8 protein-coding genes and 1 tRNA gene are annotated in these 13,547 nt (G+C 67.3%); all 9 read right to left on the bottom strand.

Annotated features, from left to right (window positions below):
- Positions 1–70: 70 nt before the first annotated feature.
- The 9 genes from MJ603_RS09195 to topA all read right to left on the bottom strand — a co-directional run bounded on the left by MJ603_RS09195 (position 71) and on the right by topA (position 13,244).
- A complete protein-coding gene (locus MJ603_RS09195) occupies positions 71–2,299 on the bottom strand; it encodes an MMPL family transporter (RefSeq protein ID WP_243063413.1) in 2,229 nt (742 codons plus the stop codon).
- Between the two features lie 112 nt (positions 2,300–2,411).
- Positions 2,412–4,757, bottom strand: a complete 2,346-nt coding sequence (locus tag MJ603_RS09190) for a D-alanyl-D-alanine carboxypeptidase/D-alanyl-D-alanine-endopeptidase (RefSeq protein WP_243063412.1) — start codon at positions 4,755–4,757, stop codon at positions 2,412–2,414.
- 57 nt (positions 4,758–4,814) lie between these two features.
- Complete coding sequence (locus tag MJ603_RS09185) at positions 4,815–5,807, bottom strand: Gfo/Idh/MocA family protein (RefSeq protein WP_243063411.1); 993 nt, start codon at positions 5,805–5,807, stop codon at positions 4,815–4,817.
- 118 nt (positions 5,808–5,925) lie between these two features.
- Positions 5,926–5,998 (bottom strand) — tRNA-Thr (locus MJ603_RS09180).
- Between the two features lie 150 nt (positions 5,999–6,148).
- A complete protein-coding gene (locus MJ603_RS09175; protein WP_243063410.1) occupies positions 6,149–6,802 on the bottom strand; it encodes a TetR family transcriptional regulator in 654 nt (217 codons plus the stop codon).
- 54 nt (positions 6,803–6,856) lie between these two features.
- On the bottom strand, positions 6,857–8,389 hold the full coding sequence (locus tag MJ603_RS09170; protein WP_243063409.1) for an alpha/beta hydrolase: 1,533 nt from the start codon (positions 8,387–8,389) through the stop codon (positions 6,857–6,859).
- Positions 8,386–9,573: a DNA polymerase III subunit delta' gene (locus MJ603_RS09165; protein WP_243063408.1), complete on the bottom strand. Its 1,188-nt coding sequence runs from the start codon at positions 9,571–9,573 to the stop codon at positions 8,386–8,388. The genes MJ603_RS09170 and MJ603_RS09165 overlap by 4 nt, the downstream gene beginning before the upstream one ends.
- Before the next feature lie 9 nt (positions 9,574–9,582).
- A complete protein-coding gene (tmk, locus tag MJ603_RS09160) occupies positions 9,583–10,326 on the bottom strand; it encodes a dTMP kinase (RefSeq protein WP_243063407.1) in 744 nt (247 codons plus the stop codon).
- Positions 10,323–13,244, bottom strand: a complete 2,922-nt coding sequence (gene topA / locus MJ603_RS09155) for a type I DNA topoisomerase (protein ID WP_243063406.1) — start codon at positions 13,242–13,244, stop codon at positions 10,323–10,325. The genes tmk and topA overlap by 4 nt, the downstream gene beginning before the upstream one ends.
- Positions 13,245–13,547 lie beyond the last annotated feature (303 nt).

The raw sequence follows: 13,547 nt of genomic DNA, 5'->3' as shown, positions 1-13,547 counted from the left end.
CGCGCCCACCACGATGACGATCGAGTCGGCGCCCGACCGACCATTGCAGCGCATTCTCCTCTCAGCGGTTTCACGCGCCATCGCGGACCGGCTCCTTCTCGGGGTCGGACGCCACGGTCGAGGCATCCGTGCGCCAGAGCTTCGACGGCCACCAGATCGCCCTGCCGATGTCGTACGAGAGGGCCGGCACGAGCAGAGAACGCACGATGAGCGTGTCGACGAGCACGCCGAACGCCACGATGAACGCGATCTGGGCGAGGAACAGGATCGGGATCACCCCCAACGCCGCGAACGTCGACGCGAGCACGAGACCCGCCGACGTGATCACGCCTCCGGTGACGGCGAGCCCGCGCAGAATGCCTTGACGCGTACCGTGCAGCAGGGTCTCCTCGCGCACTCTGGTCATCAAGAAGATGTTGTAGTCGATGCCCAGTGCAACCAGGAACACGAATCCGTAGAGCGGCACGGCCGGGTCGGCGCCCGGGAACCGGAAGATCCCGTTGAAGACGTACGCGGAGACGCCGAGGGATGCCGCGAACGACACGACCACCGACAGCACGAGCAGCACCGGCGCCAGCACGGCCCGCAGCAGAAGCATCAGGATCAGCAGGATCACGACCAGCACGATCGGGATGATCGTGTTGCGGTCGTGCAGCGACGCGTCGTTCGAATCGATCGCCACCGCAGTGACGCCGCCGACCAGGATGCCGTCGTCCACCTTGGTCAACGACTCGCGCAGCGCGCGCACGGTCGTCTCCGCAGCAGCCGAGTCGGCGGCGTGCGTGAGCGTCGCCTGCAGCATGACGTCGCCGCTCACGACCGTCGGGCTCGGTGCCGGGGCGCCGGACGCACCCGTGCCGGGCGCACCCGTGCCGCCCGCACCCGCATCGCTCGCGCCATAGGCCTGGATGCCGTCGTGCGTGACCTGCGCGGCGCCGCTGGGAGCATCCTTCGCCACGACCGCGACCGACGAGACGCCGGAATCATCGAGAAGAGTATCCGCCATCTTCTGCAGCTCGCTCTTCGGCCCGACGACGAGCGCCGGGCTGCCCGATCCGCCGGGAAAGTGGTCGACGAGCACGTTCTGCCCGTCGCGCGCCTCGGAGTGTCCGAGGATGAGATCGCTCTGCGGCACGCCGTCCGCCTTCAGCTGCAGGAGCCCGGTCGCACCGGCCAGGAGTGCGATGGTGCAGACGATCCAGATGATGCGCGGCGCGCGACGGATCCAGCCGGCGACGCTGGCCCACAGGCCATGGGCATCCGGCCCGACCGGCTGAGCATGCGCCGATCCGTACCTTGGGCGCACCGGCCAGAACGCGGAGCGGCCGAAAGCCAGAAGCAATGACGGCAGCAGCGTCATCGCTGCGAGGAACGCGAACACGATGCCGATCGCTGCGACCGGACCGAGCGCCTTGTTCGAGTTGAGGTCGCTGAACAGCAGACAGAGCAGGCCGACGATCACGGTGCCGGCGGATGCCGCGATCGGCCCGAGCGCCCCCCGCAGCGCCGTCCAGGTAGCCGGCCAGCGCCGCTCCTGATCACGCAAGGCTTCTCGATATCTCGAGACGTAGAGCAGCGAGTAGTCGGTCGCCGCACCGATCACCAGGATGAACAGGATGCCCTGCACCTGCCCGCTCAGCTGCACGATGCCCCACTTCGCGAGCCACCACACCAGGAGCAGCGCGACACACAGCGCGAACATCGAGGTGGCGAGCACCAGGATCGGCAGCAGCGGCGACCGGTACACGATGACCAGGATGATGAACACCGCTGCCAGCGCAACCCCGAGCAGGATTCCGTCGATGCCACCGAACGCCGCGACGAGATCGGCCGTGAACCCGGCCGGCCCCGTGACGTAGACGTCGACTCCGTGAGGCGTGCTGCCCTTCAGATGCGCGCGGAGCGCCGCCACGTGCGTGTCGAGGTCGGAGTCGTCGGCGATCGGCACGAACATCTCCGCAGCAGCGTCGTGCTTCGACGTGATCGGCGGCGAGACGTCGCCGTCCACGCCGCCGAGCTTCGCGATCGCCTTCGCGTCGTCCGTGATGGCCGAGAGGTCCTGGTCGGTCAGCCCTCCGGCACGGTGGTAGACGATGATCGCCGGAACGTCATCGCTGCCGCTGAACTTCGCCTGCAGGTCGGCCACCTTCGTGGCATCCGCGCTGGCGGGAAGGTAACTGGCCTGATCGTTGCTCGACACCTCGCTGACGCGCCCGAAGAACGGGCCACCGACACCCGCCAGGGCGAGCCAGACGACGATGAGCACGGCAGGGAGCACGATTCGAATCCAACGCGGCACCGGTCCATTCTGCCGGTAGGCATGAGCGCGGCCCACCCGTTGACAACCGTCAGCGGCTCAGGCGACGACTCGGATGGGTTGTGATCGCGGCTCTGCCGCTCACCAACTTCGATCAGTTATTCGACAGATTGTTGCCGCACAGGTAGAACGCCGTCGTCAGGTCGTCGATCGCCGACAGTGCAGCGTCGTCGCCCGGAAAGTTCAGCGCGTAGACCGCGAAGGTGAGCGTCGTGCCGTCCTGGGCATGGATCACCCCTGCGAGCGTTCTCGCCGTGTTGATCCAGCCGGTCTTGGCGTTCACGTGCCCATCTGCCTGAGACGAGAAGGAGCCGTCGAACCGGTCGTATCCGGGACCGAGGGTTCCGGTCTGACCCGCGATGGGCATCCCGTCGTAGATGGCGCCCAGCGAACCCTGACGATTGACCACCTTGACCAGGAACCTGGTGAGATAGGACGCCGGAACCTTGTTGTCGGCGCTGAGACCCGAGCCGTCGGCGAAGTACAGGCCCGTCTCGTCGATGCCGTAGGTCTCCAGGCCCTTCAGCGTTCCGGCGTTGATGGCCGCGAACGTGTTGCCGGCGCCCGTCTTGATCGCCACCAGGCGGGCGAGCTCCTCCATGATCGTGTTGTCCGAGTAGGTGAGCGCCTGCTCGGCGAGCGCGGAGACCGGCTGCGAGAGCACTTGGCCGAGCTGCTTGGCTCCCGCCGGCGCCGTCCCCTGGCTGATGGAGATGCCGCCGCCGAGGTCGTTCACGAAGTCCTGTGCTGCGCGACCGACGGGGTCGGTGCTGCGAGGGGACTCGACCGCGGTCGGATCAGCCCTGTCGCCGTCGACCATCAGCGCCGTCATGTACGGGGTCGAACCCTCGACGACGCGCTCCTCGTTCTCATCCCAGCTCGGCAGCCAGACCGGTCCGCCGAAGAGCGACGTGTCCACGACCACCGACGTGATCGGCTGACCGGCGTTCGACGGGTCGGATGCCCATGCCTGCTTCACCTGGTCTGCGAGAGCGTCGAGGTGCGGCGCTCCCGTATAGAACGAGTTCTGACCGGTGGGCAGACCTGACAACGTCACATCCCCGCCGCCGACGATGACGACCTGGCCGGGCTGCGATCCCTTGACCACTGTCGTCGGCACGCGGTAGTCCGGGCCGAGGATGCTGAACGCCGCCGCAGCGGTGAGCATCTTCAGCACGCTCGCGGTCGGTGCGGGATTCGAGCCGTTGCGGTCGTAGAGCACCTCGCCGGTCGAGGCGTTCATGACCTGGGTCTCGAGGGTGCCGAAGCCGGAGTTCGACGCATAGGAGTCCACCGAACACGTACGGATCTTGCTCGGCGCAGCCGCCGGTGACGCCGTTGGACGCACGGTAGGTTTCACTGTCGGAGTCGCCGACGTCGTCGGGGTCGAGGTCGTTGCTGCGAGCGCCTGAGCGGGCGACGTGGCTGCACCGATCGCGAACGAGATTCCGCTCAATACGACGACGCCCGCGGCGATCGCCGCGATCAGCCAGGTGCGCGGGTTCTTGCGAATGAGCATCAGGATGCCCGCGAACGGCCCGTCGGACCCGCCGTGGCCTCGTCCGCCCCAGCCGCCGCCGGAGCCGCCGCGTCCGCCAGAGCCGCTGCCGCGTCCGCCAGAGCCGCTGCCGCGGCGACCGGAGCCACCACTGCGCTGCACGCCGTCCGCTCCCCCGGAGTTGCTGTCTGCCGCCAGCCCGAGCAGCTGCGTCGCCTCGGTGCTGGACGCCGTTTCGGACGGCACGGCCGACCGAGGCTCCGGCTCAGGCGCCGCGCCGAACGCGGACGACGGGGGCGTGATGAAGGCAGTCGTCGGCGCCGCATCGAAAGCCGTCGTCGGCGCATCGCCGAAGGCCGTCGTCGGTGTCGCGTCGAAGGCCGTTGTCGCTGCAGTCGGCGGCGCATCGGACGCAACGGGCTCTGCTGCACCGAAGGCGACGGCCGGTGTCGCGTATGGCTCCGTGGCTGGGGGGAAGTTCGCGGCTGTCGGGAGGATCGACGTCGCTGCCGGGTCGGCATCCGAAGTGTCGGCATCCGACGGGCTGTCGAACCAGGAGAACGACGCAGGGGTCTGGGGCTGCTGCGGCTCGACGGGCTGCGGATCGGCGGGCTGACGTTCAACGAAATGAGGCTGCACCGGCTGAGGCTCCACTGACAGCGACTGCTGCTGCTCGGCCGCCGGGGGATCGGTGAGCCACGGCAGCACGGGTGCGGATGCCGGCTGCGCCGGAATCGTGTCTGCGAAGGCCGGAGCCGCGGGTGCCTCAGGAGTCGATGCCGCCGGCGCACGATACGGAAGTCCGCCGTCGTCCTCCGGAACCACGGGGTTCTCCTGCGTGGCGTCGCCGAACAGCGCGCTCAGGCCGAGCGCATCGAAGGCCGAATCTGCGTGGTCGTCGTCACGACCGTCACGGCGCGACCGGGGGGAGTCGTCGTGCATTCGGATGAGTGTACTGATCCCACCTGTGAGCACACGTCCCCGCAGAGGTGAACACTCTCAGACGCCGGGCCGCTCCTGCGGATACACCAGGCCGATGCGCTCCCGCACGGCGTCCATGGTCCGCATGATCGACACCGATTCCGCCTGCGGCATGATCGGGCTCTCAGTCTCTCCCGCTTCGATCAGCCGCTCGGCCTCACGCGCCTGGAACTGCTTGCCGCCGCCGACGATGCGCGTCTTGTACGCCTCCGTCACCTCGCCGTCGTGGGTGATCACCCTGAAGCTCGTCGGCGCGTACCAGACGGAGTCGATCTCGATGCGGGCATCCGTTCCGAGAATCGTCGCGGTGTTCGTGCCGGGCAGGTCGAGGGCGCAGCGAGTGATCGCGAGCGCGCGATCACCGTAGCCGAAGACGGCGTCGGTGGCGGCATCCGCGCCGGTCGGGCCGAAGCGAGCGGATGCCTGCACAGACTCGGGCGCGCCGAAGAGCATCGACGCGAACGAGATCGGGTAGACGCCGAGGTCGAGCAGCGCACCGCCGCCCAACTCGAGCGCGTTGATGCGGTGCTGCGGATCGCTCGGCAGCAGTTGCTCGTGGTCCGCCGCGAACTCCCGCAACTGTCCCAGCGTGCCGTCGGCGATCAGCTCGCGGATGCGCTCGACGTGCGGCAGGAACCTGGTCCACATCGCCTCGAGCACGAGCAAGCCCTTGCTCTCGGCCAGTTCGACGACCCGGACCGCCTCGGCGGCGTTCAGCGTGAACGGCTTCTCGACGAGCACGTGTTTGCCGGCGTTCAACGCCAGTTCGGCGCCAGCGGCGTGCTCGGGATGCGGGGTGGCGATGTAGACGATGTCGACGTCGGGGTCGGCGACGAGGTCTTCGTACGAGCCGTACGCCGTGTGGATGTCGAACTCGTCGGCGAAGGCATCCGCTCGCTCCTGAGTGCGCGACCCGACCGCGACGATCCTGTGCCCGTCATCGACGAGATCCTTCGTGAAGGTGTGGGCGATGCCACCGGTGCCCAGGATGCCCCATCCGATTTCGCTCATCGCTCCCCCTGGTTGATTCGCCGCGCGTGCGCGCTCTCGCCAGAGTACTGAGCCCGTCACCGCCGAACCACCGAAGAGCACGAAAGAGGGCCCCTCATGGGACCCTCTTTCTCTTTCGAGCCGCCTGTGGGAATCGAACCCACGACCTTCTCATTACGAGTGAGACGCTCTGCCGACTGAGCTAAGGCGGCGTGACGCGATCGCCCGCGCACACAGCAAGCTAGCTTACCGGATGAGGAGTGCGCGTCCGACCATCTCGGACGACGTCGGCACGTGGGGCGCGCAGCGTCGACGCTGCGTCAGTGATCATGCGTCAGCGGCTCCAGATCAGTGACTCCGTATCAGCGACTCTCGATCAGCGACTCGAGCTCGTCGAACGTCTCGACGAGCCGATCGTCGAGCGCGCCACGGCCACCGTGCTCCGCCCAGCACGACCAGGCGTGTTTGATGGCGGCGAACGCAAGGAACGCCACCAGCCTTGCCCTGGAGTGCAGCCTCTCCTTGTCACGGGACAGCGCCGGGTCATCGCGAACGAGACGCTGCTCGGCGATCTCCACCAGCTCCTGCTCGAGCTGACGCATGTTCGCCATGCGGAGCGTGAAGAGATAGGGATGCTCGCGCAGCAGCTTGCGCCGCATCGTCTCGATGTCGGCTTCATGGGGGTTGGGCGCGTCGTCGATCGACGAGAGGAGCAGGTCGCGGATGCCGTCGAGCAGCGACTGCCGAGGTCCCGCGTTGATGAACCGCTCGATCGCCGGCTCAGTAGGCGTGGCCGGAACGTCGCCGATGACGGCGGCCTCTTTGGTCGGGAAGTAGTTGAAGAACGTGCGAGGCGAGATGCCCGCATCGTGACTGATCTCTTCGACCGTGACACCGTCGAATCCTCGCTCCAGGGCAAGGGTCAGCACCGCACGCTGGATGGCGTTGCGCGTGGCGATCCGCTTGCGCTCACGCACCCCGCCCTGCACGGTGTCGGAGGGGGTTACGACGGTCACCCCTCCATTATTGCAGTGAGTGCAAAGTGCCGTCGAACCGTTTTGTACAGCCGTTCAGCACTCCGGATCGGTCTTCGGAACGGTCCCACTCACGAAGAACCCGTCGACGGCGTTGTTCACGCACGAGTTCGACTTGTTGTACGCCGTGTGTCCGTGCCCGTGGTACGTGATCAGGTGCCCGCTGTCGAGCTGGCTCGCCAGCGCTTTCGCCCACTGATACGGCGTCGCCGGATCGCCCGTCGTGCCGACCACGAGGATGGGCGCAGCCCCGGCGGCGTGGATCGGCGCTTCGGTGCGGGTCGGTTTGTACGGCCATTGTGCGCACCCGATGTCGCCGTACGACATGTACGGCCCGATCACGGGTGCAGCTTTGGTCAGTTCCGCGGCCTGCGTGCGCATGGTCGCCGGGTCGGCATCCACCGAGTAGTCCAGGCAGTTGATCGCGGTGAACGCCTCCGTCGAATTGTCGGAGTAGGTGCCGTCCGACGACCTGTCGTAATACCCATCGGCAAGGATGAACGCCACCCGGGCGCTGCCTGCCATCACATCATCGAACAGCTTGTCGAGGGCACTCCAGGCTGTCGAGTCGTAGAGCGGGTAGATGATCGCGGTGACCATGGTGTCGGCACCGAGTTCACGGCCGTCGGAGTTCTGGATCGGACTGGCGTCGAGGGATGCCAGCAGCTTCGAGATCGTCGAGAGCGCATTGTCGACCGAGCCGGAGAACGGGCATCCCTTGCGCGTGAGACAGTCGGTCAGATACGCGCGGAGCTCCTGCTCGAACCCCTCGGACTGTCCGAGGTTCACCTGGAAGTTCGTCGATGCCGGATTGAGCGCCCCGTCGAGCACCATGCGCCCGACGCGCTTCGGGTAGAGGCCGGCGTAGGTGGCGCCGAGCAGCGTGCCGTACGAGTACCCGAGGTAGTTCAGCTTCGCGTCACCGAGCACAGCGCGCATCAGATCGAGGTCGCGCGCGGCGCTCGTGGTTCCGACCTCGCCGAGCAGGGCGCCCGTGTTGTCCTTGCACGCCGCGGCGAAGTCGGATGCCTCGCGCGTCGAATCGGCGATCCAGGCATCCGAACCGCGCATGCCGGGCGTGATGCCGAAGAGATAGGAGTCCATCTGCTTCGCGTCGTAACACTTCACCGCGCTCGACGCCCCGACACCACGCGGATCGAATCCGACGATGTCGTAGTGCTCCTGCAGGTTCTTGTCGACGGCGTAGCTGAGGGAATCGCGCACGAAGTCCACACCGGAACCACCGGGACCACCGGGATTGACCAGAAGCGAACCGAGCCGCTTACCAGTGGCGTAATGCCTGATCAGTGCCAGTTTCACGCTGCCCTTGCTCGGGTTGTCCCAATCGAGTGGAGCGTTGATGTCGGCACACTGGAACGAGCCGCACGTGCTCCAGTTGATCCGCTGCCCGTAGAACGGCGCAAGCGCCGAGGAGACCTTGTCGGGATGCGGGGTCGACGTCGCCGGAGGTTTCGCCGTGGGGAAGCATCCGCTCAGGGTCGCAGCGAGCACCGCGACCACCGCGACGACCGCGCCCGTGCGCCACCAGTGGGGCCTCCTGGCCGTCATCGAATCTCCCTCTCAGCGCCCTCTGGGCTTCTCGGTCTGCGTGCCGCGACGAGCATCGCCTCGATCGCGAGCGCGGGTGCGACGTTGCCGTCGATGCGCTCACGGGCCTCTTGAATGGCATCCATGGTCGCCAAGGTCTGAGCGGCCGTGGATGTGCGTGCCGAGGAGCGCAGCCGCTCCCCCAGCTCGGAGTTCACGAGCTCGATTCCCGCGCCGAGTTGCAGCACCAGGATGTCCCGGTACAGCGACAGCAGGTCCGTCAGGATGCGATCGATCCCGTCGCGCAGGCTGCGCGTCGCCCTGCGTTTCTGGTCGTCCTCGAGCTGCCGCAGTTGGCCGCGCAGCTGCATGGGCACCGTGCCGCCCTCGTGCACTCCGAGCGATTGCAGCGCGTGGGCCCGCTCTTCGGCGTCCCTTTCGTCGGTGATGGCCTTGGCGTCGGCGCCAGCGACCTCGATGAGCCGGGCTGCCCCTGAAATGACGTCGGCGACCGAGCGGATGCCCAGCGCGATTTCGAGCGTCTCCTCGCGTCTCTCGCGCGCCTCGTCGTTCGTCGCGAGTCGATGCGCCATGCCGATGTGGCTCTGCGCGTGCCTGGCGGCGCGCTCCGCGATATCGGCGGGCACACCATCGCGTCGCTCGATCAGTTCCGCGACGTCGGCGACCGACGGAACGCGCAAGCGAACCGTGCGCACCCTGGACCGCACCGTCGGCAGCAGATCGGCATCGCTCGGCGCGCACAGAATCCAGACCGTGCGTTCCGGCGGCTCCTCGAGCGCCTTGAGCAGCACGTTGGACGTGCGCTCGGACATCCGATCGGCATCCTCGATGATCATCACGCGAAAGCGGCTGACCGACGGGGAGAACTGCGAGCTCGACACCAGAGCGCGCACCTCGTCGATCGAGATGATGACGCGCTCGGTGCTCAGAATGCTCAGATCCGGATGCGTGCGTGCGAGCACCGCACGCGTCGTCGCCTCATCGCCATCTGCGCCGGCCGGGCTGAGCAACGCCGCGGCGAACGCGAAGGCGAGATTCGACCGTCCAGACCCCGGCGGGCCCGTGATCAGCCAGGCGTGCGTCATGGCGGCGGATGCCGTACCGTCAGCCGCCGCCCGCAAGGTCCGGATCGCCTCCGGCTGCCCCGTGAGGTCGTCCCACACCGACGTCTGAACTACAGGCATGCTTCGACGCTACAGGGAACGGGTGTCGGTGCCGTGCGCTGGGGCAGCGGCAGTGTCCCGTGGAACGTCGCCCGCGCCTGCAGCGCCGCCGTGACGGGCGAGGAGTCCGTCCACGTGTTCGGCGATCCGAGTAGCGAGCGCTTCGGCGGGTTCAGCGCCGTTCACCACGAAGAACCGGTCCTTCTCCACCTCTGCCAATGCCAGGAACGCCGTGCGCACCCGCGCATGGAACTCCGCGCCCTGAGCCTCCAACCGGTCGAAGCGCTTGTTGGCGGCGTCGAGGCGGGCTCGGGCGTCCGCTTCGTCGATGTCGAGCAGCACGGTGAGGTCGGGCAGCAGCCCCTGGGTCGCCCACAGCGACAACTCGCGCACTTCGACGGCGTCGAGTTCGCGCCCGACGCCCTGGTAGGCGACGGACGAGTCGAGGTAGCGGTCCTGCACCACGATCGTTCCGGCCTCGAGGGCGGGTCGCACGACGGTGGCGACATGGTGCGCGCGGTCCGCCGCGTAGAGCAGTGCCTCGGCGCGGGGGACGATGTCGCCGCGGTGGTGCAGCACCAACTCACGGATCTCGTGGCCGACATCCGTGCCGCCCGGCTCCCTGGTGTGCAGCGCGGTCAGCCCCTGCTCGATCAGGTACCGATAGAGAAGGGATGCCTGGGTCGACTTTCCGGAACCGTCGCCGCCCTCGAACGTGATGAAGAGCCCGCGCTCGAGGATCGCATCGCCTGCCCGAGGTGCCGCGTCGGTCACGACTCCGCGCCGCTCGATCCGGTGGCCTTGCGTGCGGGGGCCTTGCGTGCCGGGGCCTTGGCCGCTGTGGTCTTCCTGGCCGTCGTGGTCTTCGCGGTCGCCCTCGCCGTGCTGGTCTTCGCGGTCGCTTTCGCCGCAGTCGTCTTCGTCGTGCTCGCCTTGGCGGCAGTCGTCTTGGCCGCAGGACGCTTCGTTCCAGCGCCACGCTTCACCGGACCCTTGGCGCGCTTGTCGGCGAGCAGCTGTATCGCGCGCTTGAAGTCGACTTCTTCGACGGTCTCACCGCGCGGGATCGTCGCATTCGTCTCGCCGTCGGTGACGTACGGGCCGAACCGCCCGTCCTTGACCCTGATCGGCTTGCCGCTGACGGGGTCTGCCTCGAACTCCTTGAGCGCGTTCGATGCCCGGCGCGCGCCGTACTTGGGCTGAGCGAACAGCTCGAGAGCCCCTGCGAGGTCGATGTCGAAGATCGCGTCTTCGCCGGTCAGCGATCGGGTGTCCGCCCCCTTCTTGAGGTAGGCACCGTATCGGCCGTTCTGGGCGAGGATCGGCTCACCGGTCTCGGGATCTTCGCCGACTGTGCGCGGCAGATCGAGCAACTTCAGCGCGGAGTCGAGATCGATGCTGGCCGGGTCCATGCTCTTGAACAGGGATGCCGTGCGAGGTTTCTCGACTGCCTTCGACGCTTTCGCGGCCTTCGCCTTCTTCTTCTTCGCCGGCGCAACCTCGCCGGTCTCGAGGTCGACGACCTCGTCGACGGCATCCGTGATGTCCACCGTGTCTGCGACCGGAGCGATCTCTGCGTCGACCTCGGTGACGTACGGGCCGAATCGACCGTCCTTGACCACGACGAGCTTGCCGTTGTCGGGGTTGACGCCGAGCTCGCGGTCGGACTGCACCGGCGCGTCGATGAGCTCCCGCGCCTTCGCCACGGTGAGTTCGTCGGGCGCCAGCTCCGGCGGGATGTTGACCCGGCGCGGCGTCGCATCCGCCGCAGCACCCGGTTCCGCCACCTCGAGATACGGACCGTAACGGCCGATTCGCAGAGTGATGTCGTCGGCGATGCGAACGGAGTTGATCTCCCTCGCATCGATCTCGCCCAGATTGTCGACGACGGTGCGCAACCCGCGGTGGCTGTCGCTGCCGAAGTAGAAGCCCTTCAGCCAGGTCGCGCGGGTCTCTTCGCCATCGGCGATGCGGTCCAGGTCGTCTTCCAGTTCCGCCGTGAAGTCGTACTCCACGAGGTCGCCGAAGTGATCCTCGAGCAGACGGACCACAGCGAAGGCGATCCAGTTCGGAATGAGCGACTGACCCTGCGCCGTCACGTAGCCGCGATCCACGATGGTCGAGATGATCGCCGCGTACGTCGACGGACGCCCGACACCGAGCTCCTCGAGTCGCTTGACAAGGCTCGCCTCCGTGTAACGCGGCGGCGGCGTGGTCTCGTGTCCTTTCGCCTCGACGTCCTGCACGAGGAGCGTCTGGCCCTCCTTCAGCGGAGGGAGCTTGGCGTCGGACGCCGCGGCATCCGCGTTGCGCTCCTCGTCGCGTCCTTCTTCATAGGCCTGGAGGAAGCCGCGGAACGTGATCACGGTGCCGCTCGCGGTGAACTCGGCGATCGTGCCGTCGAGGGACCCGGTGTGCACACCCGCCTCGATCGTGACCGAAGCGGTCTGGCCCTTGGCGTCGGCCATCTGAGATGCAACGGTGCGCTTCCAGATCAACTCGTACAGCCGCAGGTCGTTGCCGTGCAGAACGGATGCCATCGACGCCGGCGTACGCCAGGACTCGCCGGCGGGGCGGATCGCCTCGTGAGCCTCCTGAGCGTTCTTGCTCTTGCCCGTGTACGCCCGCGGCTTGTCGGGGATCGACTCCGCCCCGTACAGGGCGGTCGCCTGCGACCTGGCAGCGTTGACCGCCTGCGTGGACAGCGACGGCGAGTCGGTGCGCATGTAGGTGATGTGGCCGTTTTCGTACAGCGACTGCGCGACGCTCATCGTCTGCCGTGCGGTGAAGCGCAGCTTGCGGGCCGCTTCCTGCTGCATGGTCGAGGTGGTGAACGGAGCGGCGGGGCGCCGCGAGTACGGCTTCGTCTCCAGCTTCGTGACGACGACGGTGGTGCTCGGTGCGATCACGGCATCCGCGAGAGCTCGAGCGGACGACTCGTCGAAGACGGTCGCCTTACCGGTGAGCTGTCCGCGGTCGTCGAAGTCGCGACCGGAGGCGACCCTCTGGCCGTCGACCCTCGCGAGCCTGGACTCGAAGGCGGCCTCGTCTGCCGCAGGCGCGAACTGGGCGATCAGGTCCCAATAGGATGCCGCGACGAACGCCATCCGCTCCCGCTCGCGATCGACGATCAGCCTTGTCGCAGGGGACTGCACCCGGCCGGCGGAGAGACCCTGCCTCACCTTGCGCCAGAGCACGGGTGACACCTCGTACCCGTAGAGACGGTCCAGGATGCGCCTGGTCTCCTGTGCGTCTACGAGCGCCATGTCGAGGTCGCGCGTGTTCTCACGAGCGGCCTCGATGGCCTCCTTGGTGATCTCGTGGAACACCATGCGCTTGACGGGGACCTTCGGCTTGAGCTCCTCGAGCAGATGCCACGCGATGGCCTCGCCCTCGCGGTCTTCATCAGTGGCGAGCAAGAGCTCATCGGCGTCTTTGAGAGCGCGTTTCAGGTTCGCGACGGTCTTGCGGGCTCGATCGGACACGACGTAATACGGCTCGAAGTCGTTGTCGACGTCGACACCGAACTGCCCGAAGGCGCCGCGCTTCTTCTCCGCCGGGATGTCCTTCGGCTCGATGAGATCGCGGATGTGTCCTACCGAGGCCTCGACCGTGTAGCCATCACCCAGGTACTTCTTGATCGAGGTGACCTTGGTCGGCGACTCGACGATGACCAGCTTGTTTCCTGGCACCTGTCTCCTTATTCCAGTGCTGAATCCTGTCGGACCTGCAATGCAAGTCATGTGCGTGAATCGGCTGTCGCTTCAGACCGGGCGCAGCATCACTGCGCCTGCCGATCGCCCCCGCTTTCGCCCCCGATGAGGGCCTGCAACTCGCTCTTCAGCTAAGCCGCGCCGCTCATCAGGCACACCATACACACGTTCTCCGCTGGACTGCCTAATCTTCGATCGGAGTCGGCATGGCGGAATTCCTGGTGTATTCGCGCAGCGCATCGGGCGCGTGCGCCGGGGTTGACCCCCGGAGGAGCAAGGGGA

Source organism: Humibacter sp. RRB41 (assembly GCF_022761015.1).
Lineage (GTDB): Bacteria > Actinomycetota > Actinomycetes > Actinomycetales > Microbacteriaceae > Humibacter.
The sequence above is the reverse complement of the archived record's forward strand: the minus strand, read 5'-3'. Positions and strand labels throughout refer to the sequence as shown.

Coding starts and splice junctions, on each gene's coding strand:
- MJ603_RS09185 (WP_243063411.1), bottom strand. CDS start 5,807: ATGAGCGAAATCGGATGGGGCATCCTGGGCACCGGTGGCATCGCCCAC.
- MJ603_RS09190 (WP_243063412.1), bottom strand. CDS start 4,757: ATGCACGACGACTCCCCCCGGTCGCGCCGTGACGGTCGTGACGACGAC.
- MJ603_RS09170 (WP_243063409.1), bottom strand. CDS start 8,389: ATGACGGCCAGGAGGCCCCACTGGTGGCGCACGGGCGCGGTCGTCGCG.
- MJ603_RS09165 (WP_243063408.1), bottom strand. CDS start 9,573: ATGCCTGTAGTTCAGACGTCGGTGTGGGACGACCTCACGGGGCAGCCG.